Annotated in this window: 21 protein-coding genes; 16 read left to right on the top strand and 5 right to left on the bottom strand. The window is 71.6% G+C overall.

Annotated features, from left to right (window positions below; genetic code table 11):
* Nucleotides 1-158: 158 nt before the first annotated feature.
* Nucleotides 159-1,367: a GDSL-type esterase/lipase family protein gene (locus tag J2Y42_RS03795; RefSeq protein ID WP_309855194.1), complete on the top strand. Its 1,209-nt coding sequence runs from the start codon at nucleotides 159-161 to the stop codon at nucleotides 1,365-1,367.
* A gap of 6 nt (nucleotides 1,368-1,373) precedes the next feature.
* Here the strand turns inward: J2Y42_RS03795 and J2Y42_RS03790 are convergent, their stop codons facing one another.
* The gene (locus J2Y42_RS03790) at nucleotides 1,374-2,282 is read right to left on the bottom strand and encodes a 5'-3' exonuclease H3TH domain-containing protein (protein ID WP_396427147.1); all 909 of its coding nucleotides are present in this window, start codon (nucleotides 2,280-2,282) and stop codon (nucleotides 1,374-1,376) included.
* 90 nt (nucleotides 2,283-2,372) lie between these two features.
* On the opposite strand from J2Y42_RS03790, the gene J2Y42_RS03785 reads away from it, so the two are divergent.
* From J2Y42_RS03785 to J2Y42_RS03770, 4 genes are all read left to right on the top strand, one after another.
* Nucleotides 2,373-2,822, top strand: coding sequence for an SRPBCC family protein (locus J2Y42_RS03785; protein WP_309855191.1), 450 nt, complete (start codon nucleotides 2,373-2,375; stop codon nucleotides 2,820-2,822).
* Nucleotides 2,823-2,856: 34 nt separating this feature from the next.
* Nucleotides 2,857-3,261, top strand: a complete 405-nt coding sequence (locus J2Y42_RS03780) for an NUDIX domain-containing protein (protein ID WP_309855190.1) — start codon at nucleotides 2,857-2,859, stop codon at nucleotides 3,259-3,261.
* Nucleotides 3,262-3,335: 74 nt separating this feature from the next.
* Nucleotides 3,336-4,550, top strand: coding sequence for a prolyl oligopeptidase family serine peptidase (locus J2Y42_RS03775; RefSeq protein WP_309855189.1), 1,215 nt, complete (start codon nucleotides 3,336-3,338; stop codon nucleotides 4,548-4,550).
* Between the two features lies 1 nt (nucleotide 4,551).
* A complete protein-coding gene (locus J2Y42_RS03770) occupies nucleotides 4,552-5,406 on the top strand; it encodes an SDR family oxidoreductase (RefSeq protein ID WP_309858010.1) in 855 nt (284 codons plus the stop codon).
* Nucleotides 5,407-5,479: 73 nt separating this feature from the next.
* On the opposite strand, the gene J2Y42_RS03765 is transcribed toward J2Y42_RS03770, so the two are convergent.
* Genes J2Y42_RS03765 through J2Y42_RS03755 form a run of 3 tightly spaced genes read right to left on the bottom strand, consistent with a single transcriptional unit; the run spans nucleotide 5,480 to nucleotide 9,662 of the window.
* On the bottom strand, nucleotides 5,480-7,168 hold the full coding sequence (locus J2Y42_RS03765; protein ID WP_309855188.1) for an alkaline phosphatase family protein: 1,689 nt from the start codon (nucleotides 7,166-7,168) through the stop codon (nucleotides 5,480-5,482).
* A 59-nt stretch (nucleotides 7,169-7,227) separates the two neighbouring features.
* Entirely contained in the window at nucleotides 7,228-8,460 is a 1,233-nt protein-coding gene (gene efeB / locus J2Y42_RS03760; protein ID WP_309855186.1) for an iron uptake transporter deferrochelatase/peroxidase subunit, read from the bottom strand.
* Nucleotides 8,457-9,662: an EfeM/EfeO family lipoprotein gene (locus J2Y42_RS03755; protein ID WP_309855185.1), complete on the bottom strand. Its 1,206-nt coding sequence runs from the start codon at nucleotides 9,660-9,662 to the stop codon at nucleotides 8,457-8,459. Before J2Y42_RS03755 ends, efeB begins: the two co-directional genes overlap by 4 nt.
* A 261-nt stretch (nucleotides 9,663-9,923) precedes the next feature.
* Between J2Y42_RS03755 and J2Y42_RS03750 the strand changes: the two genes are divergently transcribed.
* Nucleotides 9,924-10,109 carry a hypothetical protein gene (locus J2Y42_RS03750; protein ID WP_309855184.1) on the top strand — a complete coding sequence of 62 codons (186 nt, stop codon included), beginning with the start codon at nucleotides 9,924-9,926 and terminating at the stop codon, nucleotides 10,107-10,109.
* Here the strand turns inward: J2Y42_RS03750 and J2Y42_RS03745 are convergent.
* The gene (locus tag J2Y42_RS03745; protein WP_309855182.1) at nucleotides 10,106-10,753 is read right to left on the bottom strand and encodes a response regulator; all 648 of its coding nucleotides are present in this window, start codon (nucleotides 10,751-10,753) and stop codon (nucleotides 10,106-10,108) included. The two genes, J2Y42_RS03750 and J2Y42_RS03745, sit on opposite strands and share 4 nt — an antisense overlap.
* 258 nt (nucleotides 10,754-11,011) lie before the next feature.
* On the opposite strand from J2Y42_RS03745, the gene J2Y42_RS03740 reads away from it, so the two are divergent.
* From J2Y42_RS03740 to J2Y42_RS03695, 10 genes are all read left to right on the top strand, one after another.
* On the top strand, nucleotides 11,012-13,969 hold the full coding sequence (locus J2Y42_RS03740; protein ID WP_309855181.1) for a PAS domain S-box protein: 2,958 nt from the start codon (nucleotides 11,012-11,014) through the stop codon (nucleotides 13,967-13,969).
* A 157-nt stretch (nucleotides 13,970-14,126) separates the two neighbouring features.
* Complete coding sequence (locus J2Y42_RS03735) at nucleotides 14,127-14,432, top strand: hypothetical protein (RefSeq protein ID WP_309855180.1); 306 nt, start codon at nucleotides 14,127-14,129, stop codon at nucleotides 14,430-14,432.
* A gap of 56 nt (nucleotides 14,433-14,488) precedes the next feature.
* Entirely contained in the window at nucleotides 14,489-14,938 is a 450-nt protein-coding gene (locus tag J2Y42_RS03730; protein ID WP_309855179.1) for a hypothetical protein, read from the top strand.
* A complete protein-coding gene (locus J2Y42_RS03725) occupies nucleotides 14,935-16,167 on the top strand; it encodes a divalent metal cation transporter (protein ID WP_309855177.1) in 1,233 nt (410 codons plus the stop codon). Before J2Y42_RS03730 ends, J2Y42_RS03725 begins: the two co-directional genes overlap by 4 nt.
* Nucleotides 16,164-16,568: a hypothetical protein gene (locus J2Y42_RS03720; protein WP_309855176.1), complete on the top strand. Its 405-nt coding sequence runs from the start codon at nucleotides 16,164-16,166 to the stop codon at nucleotides 16,566-16,568. The genes J2Y42_RS03725 and J2Y42_RS03720 overlap by 4 nt, the downstream gene beginning before the upstream one ends.
* Complete coding sequence (locus J2Y42_RS03715) at nucleotides 16,555-16,899, top strand: PRC-barrel domain-containing protein (protein ID WP_309855174.1); 345 nt, start codon at nucleotides 16,555-16,557, stop codon at nucleotides 16,897-16,899. The genes J2Y42_RS03720 and J2Y42_RS03715 overlap by 14 nt, the downstream gene beginning before the upstream one ends.
* Nucleotides 16,900-16,987: 88 nt before the next feature.
* Nucleotides 16,988-17,482: a DUF4383 domain-containing protein gene (locus J2Y42_RS03710; protein WP_309855173.1), complete on the top strand. Its 495-nt coding sequence runs from the start codon at nucleotides 16,988-16,990 to the stop codon at nucleotides 17,480-17,482.
* A 9-nt stretch (nucleotides 17,483-17,491) separates the two neighbouring features.
* Nucleotides 17,492-19,702 carry a glycosyltransferase gene (locus J2Y42_RS03705; protein ID WP_309855171.1) on the top strand — a complete coding sequence of 737 codons (2,211 nt, stop codon included), beginning with the start codon at nucleotides 17,492-17,494 and terminating at the stop codon, nucleotides 19,700-19,702.
* Between the two features lie 116 nt (nucleotides 19,703-19,818).
* Nucleotides 19,819-20,856, top strand: a complete 1,038-nt coding sequence (locus J2Y42_RS03700) for an iron-containing redox enzyme family protein (protein WP_396427131.1) — start codon at nucleotides 19,819-19,821, stop codon at nucleotides 20,854-20,856.
* On the top strand, nucleotides 20,853-21,059 hold the full coding sequence (locus J2Y42_RS03695; RefSeq protein WP_309855170.1) for a CDGSH iron-sulfur domain-containing protein: 207 nt from the start codon (nucleotides 20,853-20,855) through the stop codon (nucleotides 21,057-21,059). Before J2Y42_RS03700 ends, J2Y42_RS03695 begins: the two co-directional genes overlap by 4 nt.
* Nucleotides 21,060-21,062 lie beyond the last annotated feature (3 nt).

Genomic DNA, 21,062 nt, shown 5'->3' with positions numbered 1-21,062 from the left:
GAGGATGCGCGACCGGGCCCGCGCATCCTCCTCCGTTTCCGGGCCCCGCTGGCGTGTCGCCGGCCGTCCGCCTCCCTTTCCGCCGAGCGCGTCGCCCAGCGAACAGGGCGCGCCGAGCCGATTGCGGCTGCCGGCAGCGCGCGGGATACGGTCGAGAGGTGGACGACGAACGAGTGTCGCTGCCGCGCCGGCTCGCGAGGCGCGCGCGGCTGGTGCGTGTCGCCGCCGTCCGCTCGCGGCTGGTGCGTCCGCTCGACGGACGCCAGGGCTCCGTCGCCGGGCGCCGTCCGCTGCGCGTCCTGCTGATCGGTTCCGGGCCGGTGGTCGGCTGGGGTGTCGGCAGTCACGATCTCGCTCTTCCCGGGGCGGTCGCCCGCTCGCTCGCCGCCGTGACCGATCGCGGCGCCGTGGTGGATGTGGTGCCGCATCCCTCGGCGGGAGTTCGCCGTCTGAAGCGGATGGTGGGTGCGGCGGACGTTGACCGCTACGACGCCGTCGTGCTCAGCGCGGCCGTCGCCGACGCGCTCCGGTTCGCCGAGCCGCGCCGGTGGGGGAGGCGGCTCCGGCGTCTGCTCGCAGACGTGCACCAGCGCGGCCCCCGCTCTGTGCTGTGGCTGGGCGCGCAACCGATCCGCTCGATCCGCCCGTACGACACGCCGGCCGGGATGCAGGCCGAGGCGCACGCCGAGCGCCTCAACGCGATCGCCCGCGCGGCATGCGCCGAAACGGGGAGCCTGTACGTCGCGCTGTCAGCGCCCCCGCGTGTGGACGGTCGACGGCACCGCACGCCCGGCGACTACCTGTTCTGGGCCCGGCAGATCGTCGATGCTCTGGCGCCCTCGCTGCAGGAGTGCGCCGCGGAGCGGACGGCCCCGGCCACGGAGGGCGCCGAGCGGGTCGAGGCGATCGAGCGCCTCAAGCTGAGCCGCCACGGCGGGGACGCCCGGCTGGAGGGCATCGTCGGCACGGCGAAACGCACCCTGGGCACGGAGATCGCGATGTTCACCGTGCTCGACGACGAACGGGAGTGGCCGCTGGCGTCGACCGGATCGGTGCTCGAGTCCATCCCGATCGAGCAGTCGGCGTGCATCCACACCATCCAGACGCCCGACGGGATGATCGTGCCGAACGCCGTCGAGGACGAGCGTTTCGCCGGGAATGCGCTGGTCACGGGACCGGCGGGTCTGCGGTACTACGCGGGCTATCCGGTCGAGGCCCCCGACGGCACGCGGATCGGAGCGCTCTGCGTGTTCGGTCGCGCGCCACGGGAGCAGGCCGACGGCGAGGCAGACCTCGATGTGCTGCGCGAGCTGGCGCTGCTCGCCCAGCGGGAGCTGTGGCGCTGGGAGCCGACCTCGGAGGCGTGAACGCGATCAGCGCTCCAGCGCCGTGAGCAGCCGGTCGAGCGAACCGCCCAGCCCCCACCGCTCGGAGAGGGCGCTGAGCGCTTCGCGCTGCTCGTCGCTCGGTGCCGTGAGTCGCGCATCCACCTCGGGGAGGGGCAGGTCGCGGACGACCTCGACGACCCGCGGGGCGACCGCCAGGTAGTCGACCGCCGCCGCGAAGCGCGCCCGGGCCGCCGGCTTCATGCCGCTGGAGGAATCCGCCGCCGCCGCGACTATCCCAGCGAGGTCGCCGTACTCCGACAACAGCACGGCCGCGGTCTTCTCGCCGATGCCGGCGACGCCGGGGAGGCCGTCCGAGGTGTCGCCGCGCATGGCCGCGAAGTCGGCGTACTGGTCGGCCCTCACGCCGTATTTGCTCTGAACGACGTCGCCCGTGACGAGCTCGAGGTTACTCATGCCGCGAGCGGTATAGATCACGCGGACCTCGCGCTCGTCGTCGACGAGCTGGAACAGGTCGCGGTCGCCGGTCACCACATCCACGGGCCCCTCGGTCGTCGTCGCGAGGGTGCCGATGACGTCGTCGGCCTCGTGCTCCGCCGCACCGACGATCGGGATGCCGACGGCGTCGAGCATCTCGCGGATGACCGGCACCTGTGTCACCAGGGCCTCCGGCGTCTCCTCGACGTCGACACCGCCCGGGACCAGCTGTGCGACGCGGTGCCCCTTATAGCTGGGGATGAGGTCGACCCGCCAGCGCGGCCGCCAGTCGTCGTCCCAGCAGGCGATGAGCGCATCCGGCTGGTAGTCGGTCACGAGCTTCGCGATGATGTCGAGTAACCCGCGCACGGCGTTCACCGGCGTCCCGTCGGGCGCCTTCACGGTGTCGGGCACGCCGTAGAACGCGCGGAAGTAGAGGGAGGCGCTGTCGAGCAGCATCGTTCGGCCGGTCACGCCCCCGATCCTGGCACGTCCGGTCGGTCACCGGAACGCTTCCTCCTGCAGGCACCCGAGCGCTAGGGTCAGCGCATGGCCGGAACCGTCGTCGTCGAACGCACCGAACGCATCCAGGCGGGCAGGGAGCGGCTGCTGCCGCTGCTCTCGCGGCTGCCCGAGTGGACGCAGTGGTCGCCGTGGGAGGACATGGATCCGGAGCTGAAGCGCGACTACTCGGGCGAGCCGGGCGCAATCGGATCGACGTACACCTGGTCCGGCAACCGCAAGGCGGGCGCCGGCGCGATGCGGGTGACCGCCGTGGACGACACCGGCGTGGGCATCCACCTCGACTTCACCCGGCCCTTCCGGTCGTCGAACGAGCTGCGGTTCGTGCTGGAGCCGGAGGGCGACGCAACGCGGGTGATCTGGCGGATGGAGACGCCGCAGAAGCTCTACACGCGGTTCGTCAACCTCGACAAGCTCGTCGGCGGCGACTTCGAGAGGGGCCTCCGCAACCTGAAGCAGGTGGCCGAGGCCGGGTGACGGCGACCGCCGCCGCCTTCGCTAGCGTGGAGGGGTGACCTCCGCTCCACTCATCGTGTCCGCCGTCGCGGTCGTGCGCGACCGGACCGTGCTCATGGTGACCGCCCGCCGCCGCGACGTCTACTACATGCCGGGCGGCAAAGTGGATGCGGGCGAGACCGCGGCGGAAGCCGCCGCCCGCGAGGCATTCGAGGAGGTGGCGCTCCGCCTGGCGCCCGACGACCTGGAGGAGCTCTTCGAGGTGCGGACGCAGGCGCATGGTGAGCCGGACGGACGACAGGTGCACATGCGCGTGTTCCGTGCGACGACCGACGAAGAGCCGGCTCCGTCTGCCGAGGTCGACTCCATCCACTGGACCACCAGCGCCGACGCGGACCGCTGCCCGCCGGCCGGAAGAGAGGTGCTGCGCCGCCTGGTCGAACTCGGCCTCATCGACTAGGCGACGCATCCATCGACCGCATGTGCCCCACGCGAGGGCTGGCGATCGCGCCCGCCTGCGGCCAGGCTGGTGGCATGGCGCGAACGCATGAGTTCCGATTCTCCGGGAATGCCGACTTCGACTTCGAGATCCGCACCACGATCGGTCAGGCCTTCAGCGGTGCAGCCGACATCGGCGAGGTGCTCGCCGCGGTCGAGGGGGTCGGCGAGAAGGACCACGACGGCTGGTTCCGCGCCTGGCTCGCCCTCGGCGACCGGATCGTCGCCCAGGCGGACGCGTCCGCTTCGGCCGGTCATGCGGTGAGTGCCGCCGGCGCGTACCTGCGGGCTGCCTCGTACTACGCCACGGCCCTGAACGCCGTCGCTTCGTTGCCGACAGAGGACGAGCTGCTGCCGACGTTCCGCAAGCACAGGGCTGCGTGGGACCGATGGGTTGACCTCGTCGATCGCGATATCGCGCGCGTCGAGATCCCTTACGAAGACACCACGCTGCCCGGTTACCTGTTCCGCGCGCCGGGCACGGCGGGCGACGATCGCCCGCTGCTGGTCGTCGTGAACGGCAGCGACGGGGCGCTCACCAGCCTGTGGTCGTCGGCGGTCTCGGGAGCGCTCGCGCGCGGCTATCACGCCCTCGTCTTCGACGGGCCGGGGCAGCAGTCGATGCTGTTCGAGCGGAACGTGCCGTTCCGGCCGGACTGGGAGGCCGTCCTCACCCCCGTCTTCGACTTCGTGCGCACCCAGGACGGCGTCGACGCCGACCGCATCGCCCTCTACGGGATCAGCCAAGCCGGGTACTGGGTGCCGCGTGCTCTCGCCTTCGAGCACCGGTTCGCGGCCGCGATCGCCGACCCGGGAGTGGTGGACGTCTCGACCTCCTGGACCGAGCACCTCCCCGCGAACATGCGCAAACTGCTCGACGAGGGGCAGGACGAGAAGTTCGACCGCGACATGCAGCTGGGGATGAAGTTCTCGCACGAGCTCGCGTACACCTGGAAGTTCCGCGCGCGGCCGTACGGCACCACCGGCTACGCCGAGACCATGCGCGCCGTGCTGCAGTACAACGTCACCGGGGTCGCCGGCCGGATCACCACTCCACTGCTCATCACCGATCCGGAGCACGAGCAGTTCTGGCCGGGGCAGTCGGAGCAGCTCGCATCGCTGACGCCGGGCGTCTCGACCCTCGTGAAGTTCACCGAGGCGGAAGGCGCCGACTTCCATGTCCAGCCGCTCGCCCGCGCGCTCACCGAGCAGCGGATGTTCGACTGGCTGGATGAACGGCTGGGGCGCTGAGATGAGCGGCGACCTTCCCGCGCTCGCGGTCACCGGCGTCACCGGCGCCGTCGGGCGGATGACGGCCGACCTCCTCGCCGACGCCGGCGTGCCGTTCCGGATGCTCGCGCGGTCTCCCGAACGGGCCCCGCGCTATCCCGGGACGACTGTTGCCGCGGCGACCTACAGCGACCGCGAGGCGGTCCTTTCCGCGCTCGACGGGGTGGAGACCCTGCTCATGGTGTCCGCCGCCGAGAACGCCGAACGGTTGGGCGAACACCTGGCCTTCGTGGATGCGGCCGAGGAGGCGGGCGTCGGCCACATCGTCTACACGTCGTTCTTCGGGGCGGCGCCGGACGCGACCTTCACGCTCGCCCGCGACCACTACGCGACCGAGCAGCGCATCCGTTCGTCGGGAATGCGCCACACGTTCCTGCGCGACAACCTGTACCTCGACTTCGCCGAGTTCCTGGTCGGCGACGACGGCGTCATCCGCGGGCCCGCCGGTGACGGCCGGGCGGCGATGGTCGCCCGTGCTGACGTGGCCCGGGTGGCGGCCGTGGCCCTGCAGGATCCATCGGCCCATGCCGACGTCACCTACGATCTGACCGGTCCCGAGGAGCTCACGCTGGCGGAGGTCGCCGAGAAGCTCAGCGCCCACTCCGGCCGGGCGGTCTCGTTCCATGACGAGACCATCCCCGAGGCGTATGCCTCGCGCGCGAAGTGGAACGCCCCCGACTGGCAGGTCGACGCCTGGGTCTCGACCTACACGGCGATCGCGGCGGGCGAGCTCGCGGGCGTCACCGACGATGTGGAGCGCGTGACCGGCCGACGCCCGCTGTCGCTCGACGAGCTGTTGCGCGGCGCCATCGCCTGACGGCACCGCCCCCGCCGCAGCCACGCACGACGAAGGGCGGCCCGCAGGCTGCGAACCGCCCTCCGTGGTGGCGTTACGGCTGCGCCGACCAACCGCCGCGCGGAGGCGTCGGCCAGTGCGGGCGGGTGGGGACGATCGAGCTGACCGCACCCGTCGCCGGGTCGAGGAGCACCTCCCGCTGCTGCGGGTGGAACCAGTCGAACATCCCGCCGAGCGATCCGGCGCGCGTGTCGAACGAGGCGTCGCCGATGCGTCCGGTCAGCCAGTTGTTCTCGATGAACCGCAGCACGCTGGTCTGCTCGACCGGCGTGTGGTCGACGCGGTTCTGGGCGGCCCAGGGCGAGATGACGAGCATCGGGAGGCGCTGGCTCGGCCCGCAGCGATCGGCGTAGCCGCCCTGCGTGCGCTTCACGCTCGTGCACACCGTCGAGTCGACGGCCGGGTCGGCGGACCCGTTGGCGACCTTCGGCGCGACGTGGTCGTACCAGCCGTCCGAGTCGTCGTAGGCGACGACGACCGCGGTGCTCGACCAGCTGTCCGACTTCTGGAGGGCGTTGATCTCGTTCACCAGGAACTTCTGCTCGTCCAGCGGGTCGGAGTATCCCGCGTGGCCGTCCTGCGCCTCCGGGGCCTTGAGGAACGACACGGCCGGGAGGTTGTCCGCCTTCAGCGCCGCGTCGAACGACGTCAGGTCGTACTGGTGGTTCGCCTGGTCGGTGTGCCCGATCGCCTTCACCGAGGTCGGCGGCAGGTGGTGCGGGTTCGAGGTCGACTTGTAGTACTGGAACGGGGAGTGGTGCGGCGAGTAGTCCTTCGGCGTCGCGCCGGCGATGTTGGCCGTCACCGCGTCGCACTTGGCGTACGAACCGGCCTGACCGTTCCAGGCCGTGGTCGGCGTGAATCCGCCCTGGAACCATCCCCAGCTGACGCCGCGCGCGTTGAGCAGGTCGCCGACATTGCGGCCCGACATGCCGACCACTGCGGAGGACGACGTGTGGTCGTTGTCCGAGCAGTCGTCGTAGGCCGGGTCGGGGTCGCCGATCACCGTTCCGACGCCGGTGGCGTCGGGCGACTGGATGGCCGTGGACGCGGTGAGCACGGCCCCGGTCTTGGGGTCGTACGCGGTGCCGCCGTGCGTCTGGCCGGAGATGAGGTTCAGTGCGCCGGGCGTGGACGGGCCGAACGTGGTGTCCCAGCTGTTGTCGCTCATGGCGTAGTTCTGGGCGTAGTTCCACAGACCGGTGACGGTGTTGCCGTCGTAGTAGTCCATGACGAGCCCCGGTGCCCCGTACGCGCCGGTGCAGGTGTCGCTCTCGGTCTTCTGGACGAAGAGGTCCATCTTCCCGCCGTCGACGGCCGCCTGCTCGGCGGCGTAGCTGTGGTTCTGGTCGCACGTGACCGCCTGAGCGGACGTGAGCCGCTTCGGCGCGTACAGGTTGGGGTTGTTCGTCAGCGTGCCGGAGGACGCGAGGGTGTCGGTGCGCGGGGTGCGCGGCGACGCCTGGAACGGCGTCCCGTCGGTGTTCGCGGCATTCGGGTAGGTCCCGAAGTAGTGGTCGAACGAGACGTTCTCGTCGAAGATCACGACGAGGTGCTTGATCGGGGTGAGGGTCTGGGCGGAGTGGTCGGCGTGCGAGCCGCCGGCCGTGGCGACCGCGGGCGCACCCGCGAGGATTCCGGCGCCGGCGAGGGCGGCCGCGCCGGCGAGCGCGACGCCCGCGAGGGCGACCGGGGAGCGGCGCAGACGGGAGGGTCTGAACACGATTCCTTCTTCCTTGTTTCACTGATCCCGGCACGGTCGTGACGGGCGGCCTCCACTGGTCAGGCGAGCATGGTGCGCCCGAGCCAGTCGGAGGAGTCGCGGGCTCCGGGGAGCGCGAAGTAGTAGCCGCCGCCGAAGGGCTGGATGTAGTCGGTGAGCGGTTCGCCGGCGAGGCGCTTCTGGACGGTGACGAACTGCCGGTCGAGGTCTTGGTTGAAGGCGACGAAGACGAGGCCCATGTCGAGGTTGCCGTTGGCGTCGAGACCGCCGTCGTAGTTGTAGGCGCGGCGCAGCATCCGCTGGTCGTCGGTGTCCTTCGTGCGCGGATTGGCGAGCCGGATGTGGGCGTCGAGCTGGATGACGTCGCCGGTCGGGTCGTTCTCGAAGTGCGGGTCGTCGAACTCGGCGGAGGCCGTGAGCGGGGCGCCGCTGTCGCGTCGCCGGCCGATCATGTTCTCCTGCTCGTGCAGGTTCACGCGGTCCCAGAACTCGACGAGCATGCGGATGACGCGGACGACGTGGTAGCTGCCTCCCGCCGCCCAGGCGGGCTCGTCGCCGGCTTTCGCCCAGACCAGCCGTGCCATCTCGGCGGCGTTTCCGGTGTCCGGGTTGCTCGTGCCGTCCTTGAACCCCATCAGGTTGCGCGGCGTGCCGCTGGGGCGGGGCGGCGAGACGAAGCCGTCCTGCCGCCAGCGCACCTGCATCGCGCCGCGCGTCGCCCGGGCGATCTCGCGGACGGCGTGCGTGACCGCGTCCCGGTCGGCCGCGCACACCTGCAGCAGCAGGTCGCCGTCGCAGACCTCGCGCCGCAGGGCGTCGTCGGGGAACTCGTCCATCGTCCGCAGCCGGGCGGGCTTCCGCGCGGCCAGCCCGAAGCGGTCGTCGAACAGCGAGGCGCCGGCTGAAAGCGTGACGGTCAGCGAATCGGGGACGACGGTCGGTCCGAGCACACCCGAGTCGCGGGGCGGCGCGACGAGCCCCGGGTCGGGAGGTGTCCCTCCCGTGGTGACGAAGCGCGCGCGCTCGGTGATCGTCTTCAGCAGGTCGGCGAGCTCGGCCCGGGATGCGGCGGTGACGTCGAGTGCGACGAACGACGCCTCGCGCTGCGGCGGGGTGAGGATGCCCTGCTGGTGCTGCCCGTGGAACGGGAGAGAGGCGGGATGGGCGGCTGACGGCCGAGAGGCGGCCGCGGCTCGTGCGTCGGCCGTCAGGCCCGCCCCGGCAGCGACGGCGGCGCCGGCCGCTCCGATGGCACCCGCCTGGAGGAAGCCGCGGCGGTCGATGGGCGTCATGAGTCCCTCCTCGGGTCGCAGATGGCGGCGACCGGCGCGAGCAGTTCCGCGGCACGGTCGAGTGCCGCATCCACCTGCTCCCGGTCGGTCCGGCTGAGCTGGCCGAGCGGCGTCCAGGTGCCGTCGGGAGCGCGGTGGGCCTCGACGACCGCATGGGCGGCAGCGAGGGCGGCCCGCGTGTCACCGAGCTGCTCGTATCGCCCGGTCAGCACCGGTTCCAGCGGCGCGAGCGCTTGCTCGGCGCCGGTCAGCTCGGCGTCGACGCTGGCCAGCGAGGTGCCGGAGCCGGCGTCGGTCGCACCCGTCAGGGTGTCCTGGATGGCGTCCTCGACGATCTCGTGCGCCCGCAGCGCCACATCGCCGGGGTCGAGCTGGACGCCGGCGAACGCGGTCTGCAGCCGGTCGACCAGGCCGAGGAGGTCGCGGGCGGATGCGGCGACCGTCGCCGCCGCATCCCCGTGCCAGAGCTGCGATTCGACGAGGTGGAAACCGGTCGGATCTGTGCGCGGGAGCCCGTCGAGCTGGTCGCCGAGCTCACCGAAGGCGTCATACGCCGCGCCGAGCGTCTCGTAGGTGGTGTGTGCCGTCAGCCAGTCGCGTCGTGCGGCCGGTAAGTCGCCCTCCTCGGCGTCGGCCGCGACGGCGGCGACCTGCTGGCGGAGCGCGGGCAGCCGGGAGGCGACCCAGGTGGTGTACGCCTTGGCCACCGGGATGAGATCGGTGCGTGTGACGGGCACGATGCCGGGCGTGAGCGGCGAACCCGGCGGCGCTTTCCCGACCGTGACGACGGGCCCGTGGACGGGGTCGGCGTCGGCCGGCAGGCAGACGAACCGGTAGCGGCCGGCGCCGAGGGTGACGCGTGCGGTGGCATGGGCGCCGGAGCCGAGACTCTCGAGGTCGAGGTAGACGCGCTTGCTGTCGACGGCCTGCACGTAGACCTCGATGCCGCCGACGGTCGTGTTGGTGACGGTGAAGGTCTGGTCGCCCCCGGGCACGGTCCGACCGGAGGCGGCCGCGCCGCTCGGGGCGCCGCTCTCGCCCCATCCACGCCCGCAGTCGTCCATCCCCGCGGTGATGTCGAACACGTCGGGCGCATTCGGCGCGACGGCCACCGGCCGCAGCGCGATCGTCAGGATCGTCGCGACGACGACGAGCGCTCCGAGCGCCGCGAAGAAGGCGGCGAGCCGGGCGCGGGTCGACATCGGGGCAGGACTCCTGTGGGGGATGGACGCCGGCGACGGGCCGGCGTCAGCGATCCTAGAAGCGGGCTCCCGCGCGTCGTCCCCGGCTTCACCCGCTGTTCATCGGACCGTCACCGGTATGCCCCCGGAAGGGGGGTGAGAGCACGCCGAAGACGTTCGGGAGCCGAACAGATGGGCCCGATCGGGCGCTGCGGCGGGCGCATGATGGGACGGACGGGAGGAGGGGCGATGCGTCAGGCGAGCTGTCCGCAGTGCCGCGGCGTGGCCCGACTCGTCAGCAACCCCTACTACGGCGCCGGACTGGCCGTGCACCGCGACCTCCTGGTCTGCGAGGACTGCGGCTATTCGGGCTTCGCGGAGAACGACGATGCCCCGACCGACGAGACGACGGCGGAGCCGCATGAGAGTGTGCTGCGGCGGATGCTGCGTTTGGTGACCGGCCGCTAGCGGATCCGCACGCGCCCCTGCTGCCACAGGCGCGCGGCCGTCACCCGCGGGTTGGCCTGCTCGTCCGCATCCACTCCCAGCGCCGTGTAGAGGCGGCCGAGCATGGTCTCGACTGCGCGGACGCTCGTTCCGCGTTCGGCGGCGATGCGCCGGGTGGATGCGCCGGAGGCGACGAGGCGCAGCACCTCCGCCTGCGCCCGCGTGACCGTGCGGACGTCGTCGTCCGGTTCGGCGAGCTGGTGCTCGCCTCCGACGATCGCGGCATCGACCGCGGCGACCAGCACGTCCACGTCCTTCACCTGCGACTTGACCAGGTAGACGACCGAGGGCGGGAGGGTGCCGTCGCCGACCGCCAGCTGCGGGGAGAGGTGTGACGTGAGCACGACGAGGCCGACCCACGGCTGCTCGCGATGCACCCGCCAGAGCAGCTCAGCGCCCGAGTCGCCGCCGCCGAAATCGAGGTCGGTGACCACGGCGTTCGGTTCGACTTCGGCGATGATGTCCCAGGCGTCCGCCGCGCTGGTCGCCTGGGAGGTCTCGATCCCGGTGGAGCGAAGGGCGGACGCGACCATCGACGCCGTGAAGACGTCGTCGTCGGCCACCACGGCACGCAGGGTCCGTGTTCGCGCGGATGTGTCGGTCATGGTTCTGGCTCCTGCCCCTTCGTCACCGTCCCAGAGGTGGACGCCACGCGGCGAGCTCAGCAGGTCGGGTCGGGCAGCCGCTCCTGACCAGTATCGGCTGAGCGCGTCCGCGCCCCCGGCGGGCGAGGTGGCGCGGGCGTTCGCGCAGCGAACATCCGCGGGGGATCGGGTCGTCAGCGACCGCGAGGACCTGTCGGCCCGGGGTTTCCGTGCCCATGGCCGTCAGTGTAGGCCCGAAAGTCCGCCTACAATCCCCCCATGCCCCAGCCGAACCCTCCGCGCGCGTCGCAGACGACGCCGTCCGACGCGTTGCGGCTGAACGGGCTGGATGCGCTCTTCCACGGTCACCCCGACGGGGTCTGCGTCGTCGATGTCGACGGCACGTTCGTCGAGTGCAACCGCGCGCTCGCCGACCTGACCGGGTATACGGCCGAGCAGCTGGTGGGGATGTCGTTCGCCCGGCTGCTGCATCCCGACTCCCTCGGGTACACGCTCGCCCGGTTCGAGGAGGCGCTCGCCGGGGAGAACCGGCGGTACGTGACGCGCGTCGTCACGCCCGAGGGTCGCATCCGCTCACTGGATGTGACGATCATCCCCCTGCGCGGCACCGACGGCGCTGTGGCCGCCGTGCTCGCGATCGCCCGCGACATCGGCGACGTGGAGCGCTCGGCCGCCGCGGCGGCCGGCAACGAGGCGCTCGTGCGCATGGCGGCCCGCATCGCCGGGTTCGCCGGCTGGGTGGTCGACGTGACGAGCGGCGGCGTCGAGTGGAGCGAGGGACTCTTCCGCCTGCTCGGCATGGAGCCCGGCCGCGTCCCCGTCGACGCGGAGGCTCTCGCGCTGTTCGAGCCGGAGGACCGGAGGGCGGTGCGGACGGCCTTCCAGCGCACCGCGATGCACGGAGACCCACTGGATGTGCGGGCCACGATCGTCGACGCATCCGGCCGGACGGTGCACGCGCACCTGGTGGGCGAGCCGGAACGCAACGAGAACGGCGAGGTGGTGCGCATCCACGGCGCGTTCCACGACGTCACCGCCCTGGTGCGCCATCGGGAGGAGCAGCGTGCGATGGCCCGCCTGCTGCGGAACTCGCTCGACCAGGTGCACGACGCGATCGGGTTCGTCGATCGCTCGTGGCGGTTCACGTTCGCCAACTCGTGGGCGCTGCAGCTCGGCGGGATCGACGAGACGCGTTTGCGCGAGAAGACCGTGTGGGAGATGTTCCCGACAGCCCTCGGCAGCGCCTTCGAGGGGATCTACCGCGACGCCATGGATCGCGGCGAGGCCGGGAGCGCCCGCGCCTTCTCGCCCGAGTGGGGCTGCTGGTTCGAGGTGGACGCGCACCCCACCGAGGAGGGCATCGCGATCATCGTCCGCGACGTGACGGAGGATCAGGAGGCCCGGCGCACCCTCGAGCAGTACACGCGGCGGGTGGCGTCGCAGGCCGCTCTGCTGGACGCTGCGCGCGACGCGATCCTGGTGCGCGACCTCGACGGCGTCATCCGCTACTGGAACCGCGGCGCGGAGGCCATCTACGGCATCCCGGCGTCGGAGGCGGTGGGGCATTCGGTGCGCGAGCTGCTCTACGACGACCCGGCCGAGTTCGACGCGGCGACCGAGTCGCTGATGCGCGACGGGTTCTGGGTGGGCGAACTGCGGCAGCGACGGGTCGACGGGTCGCAGCTGATCGCCGACTGCCGCTGGCAGCTGTCGCGCGGCGAAGACGGCGAGGTGACCGTCTTCGCCGTCAACTCGGACATCACGGAGCACCGCATGCAGGAGGAGCAGCGCATCCGGACGCAGCGGCTGGAGAGCCTGGGCACGCTCGCCGGCGGCATCGCGCACGACCTCAACAACGTGCTCACGCCCATCCTCATGTCGGTGCAGCTGCTGCGCCAGGACGAGCAGGATGCGCGCAGGCGCGACCTGCTCGACACCCTCGACGCCGCGGCGCAGCGGGGCGCCGGGATGATCCGTCAGGTGCTGTCGTTCGCGCGCGGATCGGAAGGCCGGCGGGAGCCCGTCGACCTCGTCGCCCTGCTGCGGGAGGTGGAGCGGTTCTGCCGCGAGACGCTGCCGCGGTCGATCGAGCTGGTGGTGGATGCGGCCGCCGAGCTGCCTCCCGTGACGGGCGACGACACCGAACTCTTCCAGGTGCTGGTCAACCTGATCACGAACGCCCGCGACGCGATGCCCGACGGCGGCGTGCTGACCGTGCGGGCGACCGCGCGCGACGACGGGGTGCGGCTCGAGGTGCGCGACTCGGGATGCGGGATGGACGGGCGCACGGCGGGGCGTATCCTGGAGCCGTTCTTCACCACCAAGGAGAGCGGGACCGGCCTCGGCCTGCCGACCTCCGCAGCCATCGTGAAGGCGCACGGCGGTGAGCTGCAGGTGGAGACGGCACCCGGCGCGGGTACGTCGATCGCTTTCGTCCTTCCGCCGGCGAAGGGGGAGGCGGATGGCCGCTCGCCCGTTCGCGCGCCGGCCGTGCCGCGCGGAGCCGGGCGCCGGGTGCTCGTCGTCGACGACGAGGCGGCGATCGGCGAGCTGGTGCGGCAGACCCTCGACCAGAACGGCTTCGTGACGGAGGTGGCGCGCGGCCCGGAAGCCCTCGAACTGCTGGCCGGCGGGCGACGCTTCGACGCGGTGGTGACCGACATCATGATGCCCGGCGTCCCCGGCGACCGGATCGCCCGGATGGTGGCCGAGCGGCAGCCCGAAGCGGCGATCGTGCTGATGAGCGGGATGCTCCCCGGGCCGTCCGCACGGGCCTCGGTCGAGCGCGACGGAGCCTATTTCCTCGCCAAGCCGTTCACTCCGTCCGCCCTGCTCGCGACACTGGACTCGGCTCTGAAGCAGCACAGGAACGTCGCACCGGACGCCGTCCTCCGCACCCTCGTCGAGCCGGCGCTCCGCGATGCGGTCGTCGCCCTCCAGGAGGGGCTCCCCTCCGAGACGGAGCGCGAGCGGCTCCGGGCCTCGCTGACGGCGGCGGCCGAGTCGTCGCAACTGGCGTTGGGCGATCGCGCGTCCGACCCGCGCATCCACCGGATCATCGGTGCCGCGGCTTCCGCGGCGATGGCGCTCTCGTTCGGCGCCGATATCGTCCAGGCGGCCGACATCCGGGAGCGGCTGGAGGAGGGCCTGCGGCTCATGGCGGCGGGATCCTGGCCACCCGAAGACCAGGATCCCGCCGCGGAAGTGTCGCGCTGACACCGTCGTGGACCGGGGGGAACGGGACGGCGCCTGCGCGACGCACATGATCCTCGCTTCTGACGCCGCCGCCTGCAACGGTGCGCACACTCCTCTGTGCGTCGTGCGAACAAGTCCGCTAGCCAAGGAGAGCGCTCTCTTGTGCAAGGCTTCGGACATGAAGGAATCTCACAGCGCCGAGATCACGGAACCGGCGTCCGTTCACGGGCCGGGTCGTGCCCCGGCTGGGATGCCCCTCACGATCCGGTTGGGTGAGCAGGAGTACGCCGCCCTCGTCCGGATAGCGCGCTCACGCGAGACCACAGCAGCAGCCCTGGTGGAGAAGCTGGTGCTGCACGCGTTGAGCAGGGCCGACGTGCCACCACCGGCGGACTCGCACCCCGCGCGGAGGCACACCACCTACGAGGAGGCGACGGCGGGCTTCCGCCCGGACGTGCCCGCGGGGACGGCGCCCGACATGTAGGAGTCCACAGGGAGCAGCACTTTCACCGTTCTCACAGCGCGCGTACAGTCCTCGGCGTGAGGCATCGACACATCGCCACGGGGGCGGTGGCGCTGCTGATGGTGGGCGTGCTCACGGGCTGCTCCGCCGACGACAGCGCTCGCAGCTCCCTGTCCCAGTCCGCGGGCACCGCCGCATCGGCCGCCCGGGCCGGCGGCCTCGTGCTGGGGCTCCACGAGCAGGACCAGATCCTGTCCACCGTGCAGGACACCGGCTTGACCGACGTGGCCGACCGGCTGGCGCAGGAGGCGCAGACGGTCTCGACGATGACCGCCATCGGCGGGATCGGCGCCCGGCGCGACAGCGTGCTGGCCGACATCCGCGCGGCCCAGGACGTGGTGACCGCCGCGCAGAGGGCCCAGACGTCCGGCACGGACTCGGCCGCCACTGTCGACCGGCAGCGGCGCGAGCTCGACCGGCTGGCCCGCGAACTGCAGGCGGCTTCCCAGCAGCTGGACCGCGGATGAAGGGGATCTTCGCCGTCGCGCTCGGCGTGCTGACCGCCATCGGCGGATTCGTCGACATCGGTGACCTCGTGACCAACAGCGTCGTCGGCTCGCGGTTCGGGATGACGCTGACCTGGGTCGTCATCGTCGGCGTGGTCGGCATCTGCCTGTTCGCCCAGATGTCCGGCCGGGTGGCCGCCGTGAGCGGCCGGGCGACGTTCGAGATCATCCGCGAGCGGCTCGGGGCCCGGATGGCCCTCGCGAACCTGTCGGCCTCGTTCCTGATCAACCTGCTGACCCTGACCGCGGAGATCGGCGGTATCGCGCTGGCGTTGCAGCTCGCCTCCAGCATCGAGCCCGTTCTCTGGTTCCCTGTCGCGGCCGTCGCCGTGTGGATCGTCATCTGGCGCGTCAAGTTCTCGATCATGGAGAACGTGACGGGGATGCTGGGCCTCGCTCTTGTCGTGTTCGCCGTGGCCCTGTTCTTCCTCCACCCCGACTGGTCCGCCCTCGGCTCGCAGGTGCTGCTCCAGCCGTCGCCGCACACCGACGAGACGCCGGGGACGTACTGGTATTACGCGATCGCCCTGTTCGGCGCCGCGATGACGCCGTACGAGGTGTTCTTCTTCTCCTCCGGCGCGATCGAGGAGAAGTGGAAGAAGAAGGACCTCGCTCAGTCGCGTCTGAACGTGCTCGTCGGCTTTCCGCTCGGCGGGCTGCTCTCGCTCGCCATCGCCGCGTGTGCCACGGTCGTTCTGCTCCCGAAGGGCATCCAGGTGGAGTCGCTGTTCGAGACGGCCCTTCCGGTGGCGCAGGCGCTCGGCAAGATCGGGCTGATCATCGTCATCCTCGGCTTCGTCGCCGCGACCTTCGGCGCGGCACTCGAGGTGACGCTGTCGAGCGGGTACACCCTCGGCCAGTTCTTCGGCTGGCCGTGGGGCAAGTTCCGGCGCCCGGCGTCCGCGTCGCGGTTCCACGCCGTGATGATCCTGTCGCTGGTGGTCGCTCTCGGCATCCTCTTCACCGGCGTCGATCCGGTGCAGGTCACCGAGTTCTCGGTGGTGTTCTCCGCCATAGCCCTGCCGTTGACGTATCTGCCGATCCTGATCGTCGCCAACGACCCGAAATACATGGGTGACGAGGTCAACGGCAGAGCGACGAATTTCTTCGGCCTGATCTATCTCGGGCTCATCCTGGTGGCGTCGATCGCCGCCATCCCCCTCATGATCGTGACGGGAGCAGGAGCATGACGCAGAAGCGCGACCTCCCTCCGGCGCCGGCCGTCGCCGGCCGGGTGCTGGACGCCGGCCTAGACCTCCTCGACAGGCAGATCCTCGATCCCGACGGCGTCCCGGTCAGCACCGTCGACGACCTCGAGTTGACGACTCCCGAGGACCTGGAGCATCTCGACCCGGACACCCCGCCGATCATCGCGTCGCTGCTGACCGGGCCCATCCTCATGACGCGGGTCTTCGGCGGGCGGCTTCCGGACTCGCGGTTCATCCGCATCCCCTGGAAGGTCGTCGCCGACACGGGAACGGTCGTGTCGGTGGGCGTCGCGGCCGACTCCCTCGACGCCAGCTGGACCGAACGATGGATGCGCGACCACGTGATCGCGCGCATCCCCGGGGGTCGCCATGATCCTGAGTGACCTGCTCGGCAGCCCGGTGCTGACCGCGGAAGGGGAACGGCTCGGCGTCGTGGTCGACGCCCGCTTCGTTCTCGACGGGCCGCCGGACGGAATGCTCGCCGCGGCCCGCCTGCACGGTCTTGTCGTGAGCCCGCACGCCCACGGCTCCTTCGCGGGCTACGAGCGGAGAGACGTGGATGCGCCCGCACTGATCGCTCGCTTCCTGCGCTGGCGTGCGCGCGGTTCCGTGCTGGTGCTGTGGCCGGACCTCGCGTCGTTCACGGACGACGTCATCCGGCTCCGCGCGGGCGCGACGCTCTACTCGCCGCGGTTCGACTCCTCGGAGGTATGAGCGCCGTCTCTGCGTTGTCAAGCACTGACGGGACGGCCGGAAGCCTGGTTGCCTGCTGAGAGAGACCTGCTGAGAGAAGGGAGCCACCATGACCACCGCAGACCCCACCGACCGCGGTTTCGCCGACCGCGACGACCGTCGTTACGCGGGCACCGCCGTCCAGAAGGCGTCGCTCGTCGCCGGGATCGTCTTCCTCGTCGTGGGCATCGCCGGGTTCATCCCGGGCCTGACGACGAACTACGGCGCGCTCACGTTCGCCGGGCACGACTCGATGGCGATGCTGCTCGGCGTGTTCCAGGTGTCCGTGCTGCACAATCTGGTGCACCTGATCTACGGCGTCGGCGGGTTGGCGTTCGCCGCGACCCGGATCGGCTCGCGCATGTACCTCGTCGTCGGGGGAATCGTGTACGCCGTGATCTGGCTGTACGGACTCCTGTTCGGCGGCGACCATCCGGCGAACATCGTGCCGCTGAACTCCGCCGACAACTGGCTGCACCTGTTCCTCGCCGCCGCCATGATCCTGCTCGGCGTGCTGCTGAGTCCGCGCGGGGCGGGCGTCAATCGTCCGGCGACGCGGGTCTGAGGGGTGGGCATGGGCGACAGCACCCTCCGCTTCCTCCGCGACGGCTACCTCTTCGGCACGCGCGGCTTCCGTTCTGCCGGACGCGACCACTTCCGCAGCCGTCTGCTCGGCCGTCCCGTGCTCGTGATGCGCGGGGCGGACGCCGCGCGCTTCTTCTACGAAGGCGGCCGCTTCTCTCGGGAGGGCGCCATGCCGCGCAGCGTCTTGAAGCTGCTGCAGGACGAGGGGAGCGTGCAGTCGCTGGAGGGCCATGCGCACCGCCGGCGCAAGGAGCTGTTCCTCGGACTCCTGATGGGCCCGTCGGGCGACGCTCTGGTCGAACGGTTCCGCGAGGAGCTCCTGCGGGCGGTGGCGCAGGCGGGCGGCGACGAAGTCGTGCTGCTCGACCTGTTCCACGACGTGCTCACGCGTGCCGTGACCGGCTGGGCTGGTCTGCCCGACGCGGTGGCGGCCGACCTGCGGAGCAGCCGCGTGCTCGCCCAGATGGTGGATGCGGCCGGGACGGTCGGGCCGGAGAACTGGGCCGTCCGCGCTCGGCGGTCGCGGGCGGAGCGATTGCTCGCCGACGCCGTTCGCAAAGAACGCGCCACGCCGACGGCGCCGGAGGACTCGCCGTTCGCGGTGATCGCCGCGTACACAGAGCCCACGTCCGGCGCCGAGGCCGCCCATCCCCTTCCTCCCGAGGTCGCGGCCGTCGAGCTGCTCAATCTGCTGCGGCCGGTCGTCGCCGTCGGCCGGTACCTCACGTTCGCCGCCCTTGCGCTGCACCGGCACCCCGGCTGGCGGGCCGACCTCGCCGGCGGGGATGATGCCGGGGTGCGCTGGTTCGCACAGGAGGTGCGCCGGTTCTATCCCTTCTTCCCGGTGATCGGCGGCCGGGCGACCCGCGACCTCGACTGGAAGGACGAGCACGTGCGTACCGGCGCTCGACCTGTACGGCACGACGCACGATCCGGCCATCTGGGACCAGCCGAACCGTTTCCTGCCGCAGCGCTTCGACGGGCTCGTGGTGGAGCCCAACACCCTGATCCCGCAGGGCGGTGGCGGCTATCACGACGACCACCGCTGCCCCGGGGAGCCTGTGACGGTCGACCTGGTGGATGCGGGCATCCGCATGCTCGCCCGCGAACTCGACTGGGCGGTGCCGCAGCAGGACCTCCGCATCAGCCTCCGCACCTTTCCCGCCCGCCCGCGCAGCGGACTGGTCGTGACCGGTCTGCGGGCGTCGGAGCCGGCGGCCGTATGAGTCTCGACGCCGAGTACGTGCTGCCGCTCCGCTGGTCGGACGACACCGGCCTCGCGGAGCTGGTGGAGTACCTCACGCGCCTGCGGGAGCAGATCGACGTCACGGTGGTCGACGGATCGGAGCCGGAGCGCTTCAGCGCGCATGCGCGGGCGTTCCCGCCGGGCGTCCGCCACCTCCCCGCAGAGCCGTGGCCCGGTCACAACGGCAAGGTCGCCGGGGTCATGACCGGTCTCCGGACCGCCCGCCACGATCGCGTCGTACTGGCCGACGACGACGTCCGGTACGACGAGGGGGCGTTGCGCGCGGTCGTCGCCATGCTCGACGTCGGCGACCTCGTGCGGCCCCAGAACGTGTTCGACCCCGCGCCGTGGCATGCGCGCTGGGACACCGGGCGCACCCTCCTGAACCGCGCCCTCGGCCACGACTACCCGGGCACGCTCGCCGTTCGCCACTCGCTCGTGCTGGCGGCGGGCGGGTACGACGGCGACGTGCTCTTCGAGAACCTGGAGCTCATCCGCACCGTCCAGGCGGCGGGCGGACGGGTGATCGCCGCCGATCGGATCGGCGTGACCCGGCGGCCGCCCGAGGTCGGGCACTTCCTCCGGCAGCGGGTGCGGCAGGCGTACGACGACTTCGCCCAACCGGCGCGGCTTGCGGTGGAACTGGCCGTGCTGCCCCTTGCCCTCGCCTCGCTGCGGCGTCCGCGCCGTCTGCTCCTCGGAGTTCTCGCCGTGGTGGCGCTCGCCGAGGCGGGCCGCCGCCGTGCCGGAGGCCGACGGCTGTTCCCGCCGACGGCCGCCCTGTGGGCGCCCGCGTGGCTGGCCGAGCGCGCCGTCTGCGTCTGGCTGGCCGTCGGCGCCCGCCTGCGCGGCGGGGTCCGCTACTCCGACGGCCGCCTCCGCCGTGCGGCGACCCCGCTCCGTACTCTCCGCCGCGCTTCGTCACGCCGACGATTCGTGCCGAATGTGCGCTAACGACCCGCCTAAACGCACATTCGGCACGAATCGAGCGCCAATTCTGGCGCGCACGCACCGAAGCGGCGCTCAGGCAACCACTTGACCGGGCGCCGTTCCCCCGGTTGCTTGGGAGCATGACACCACGCATCACCCCGCGGGGGCCGGTGAGCGAGGCGCTGCTGGACGCGCTCAGAGCCGATCCCTCCGCCGCATCGGACGACGTCGTCCGCTTTACCGAGAATGCCACCGCCGCGCTCGCAGCGGAGCCGGACCTGCTCACCGACGAGGACCTCCAGCTGACCCTCCTCCTGCTCTACGGCCTCCACTACGGAGATACCGTCGAAGCCGACGACGAGTGGGAGTGGAACCCGGACCTGCTGCGCACCCGCCGAGCCATCGAGCGCGTCTTCGAGAGCCAGCTCCGCGAACGCGTTCCCGTCGGCGAGCTGCCGGAGCCGAACGCGGATGCGGTCGCCGCCTACCTGTTCGACCTCACCTCCGAGGACGGTGGCCCCAGCCTCTCGCGCTTCCTCGCCAAGAAGGCGACGGAGGAGCAGGCGGTGGAGTTCGTCATCCACCGCTCCATCTACACGCGCAAGGAGGCGGACCCGCACTCCTGGGCCATCCCGCGCCTCACCGGCCGGGCGAAGGCCGCGCTCGTCGAGGTGCAGTCCGACGAGTACGGCGCCGGGCGCCCGGACCGCATCCACGCGGAGATCTTCGGCCGCACCATGCGCAACCTCGGGCTCGACGACAGCTACGGCGCCTACATCGACAACGTGCCCGCCATCACGCTCGCGTCGTTCACGATGATGTCGATGTTCGGTCTCAACCGCAGCCTCCGCGGCGCGATCACCGGCCACCTCGCGGCCTTCGAGATGACCTCGTCCATCCCGAACCGTTTCTACGGAAACGGTTTCCGGCGGCTCGGTCACGACGACGAGGTCACCTGGTACTACGACGAGCACGTCGAGGCGGATGCGGTGCACGAGCAGATCGCGGGCCGCGACCTCGCCGGGGGCCTCGCCGAGCAGCATCCCGAACTCCTGCCCGACATCGTCTTCGGCGCCGCCGCCTGCCTCTACGTGGACGGCCTCGCCGGTCAGCACATGCTGGAGAGCTTCGAGGCGGGCCGCAGCTCGCTCCGCCAGCCCGTGGCGGTGGCCGCATGACCGCCCACGACGAGGAGCCGGTCATCGTCGCCTGCCCGGACGGCCCCCTGCTCGTCCGCGGCCACGTCGACCTGACCACCCCCGACGGCACGCCGATCGAGCAGCACCGGCGCACGGTCGCGCTCTGCCGCTGCGGCGTCTCCACGATCAAGCCGTTCTGCGACGGCAGCCACAAAGCGGTGCACTTCCGCACCGACCGCTGAAGA

Source organism: Leifsonia sp. 1010 (assembly GCF_031455295.1).
Classification (GTDB): domain Bacteria; phylum Actinomycetota; class Actinomycetes; order Actinomycetales; family Microbacteriaceae; genus Leifsonia.
This window is presented reverse-complemented; position numbering and strand designations above follow the sequence as displayed.

Bases quoted from the DNA above. Each gene is read 5' to 3' on its own strand.
- J2Y42_RS03720 (WP_309855176.1), top strand. From the start codon at position 16,164: ATGACGCAGAAGCGCGACCTCCCTCCGGCGCCGGCCGTCGCCGGCCGG.
- J2Y42_RS03770 (WP_309858010.1), top strand. From the start codon at position 4,552: ATGAGCGGCGACCTTCCCGCGCTCGCGGTCACCGGCGTCACCGGCGCC.
- J2Y42_RS03700 (WP_396427131.1), top strand. From the start codon at position 19,819: ATGACACCACGCATCACCCCGCGGGGGCCGGTGAGCGAGGCGCTGCTG.
- J2Y42_RS03740 (WP_309855181.1), top strand. From the start codon at position 11,012: ATGCCCCAGCCGAACCCTCCGCGCGCGTCGCAGACGACGCCGTCCGAC.
- J2Y42_RS03725 (WP_309855177.1), top strand. From the start codon at position 14,935: ATGAAGGGGATCTTCGCCGTCGCGCTCGGCGTGCTGACCGCCATCGGC.
- J2Y42_RS03705 (WP_309855171.1), top strand. From the start codon at position 17,492: ATGGGCGACAGCACCCTCCGCTTCCTCCGCGACGGCTACCTCTTCGGC.
- J2Y42_RS03775 (WP_309855189.1), top strand. From the start codon at position 3,336: ATGGCGCGAACGCATGAGTTCCGATTCTCCGGGAATGCCGACTTCGAC.
- J2Y42_RS03790 (WP_396427147.1), bottom strand. From the start codon at position 2,282: ATGCTGCTCGACAGCGCCTCCCTCTACTTCCGCGCGTTCTACGGCGTG.
- J2Y42_RS03715 (WP_309855174.1), top strand. From the start codon at position 16,555: ATGATCCTGAGTGACCTGCTCGGCAGCCCGGTGCTGACCGCGGAAGGG.
- J2Y42_RS03745 (WP_309855182.1), bottom strand. From the start codon at position 10,753: ATGACCGACACATCCGCGCGAACACGGACCCTGCGTGCCGTGGTGGCC.
- J2Y42_RS03695 (WP_309855170.1), top strand. From the start codon at position 20,853: ATGACCGCCCACGACGAGGAGCCGGTCATCGTCGCCTGCCCGGACGGC.
- J2Y42_RS03755 (WP_309855185.1), bottom strand. From the start codon at position 9,662: ATGTCGACCCGCGCCCGGCTCGCCGCCTTCTTCGCGGCGCTCGGAGCG.
- J2Y42_RS03785 (WP_309855191.1), top strand. From the start codon at position 2,373: ATGGCCGGAACCGTCGTCGTCGAACGCACCGAACGCATCCAGGCGGGC.
- J2Y42_RS03735 (WP_309855180.1), top strand. From the start codon at position 14,127: ATGAAGGAATCTCACAGCGCCGAGATCACGGAACCGGCGTCCGTTCAC.
- J2Y42_RS03710 (WP_309855173.1), top strand. From the start codon at position 16,988: ATGACCACCGCAGACCCCACCGACCGCGGTTTCGCCGACCGCGACGAC.
- efeB (WP_309855186.1), bottom strand. From the start codon at position 8,460: ATGACGCCCATCGACCGCCGCGGCTTCCTCCAGGCGGGTGCCATCGGA.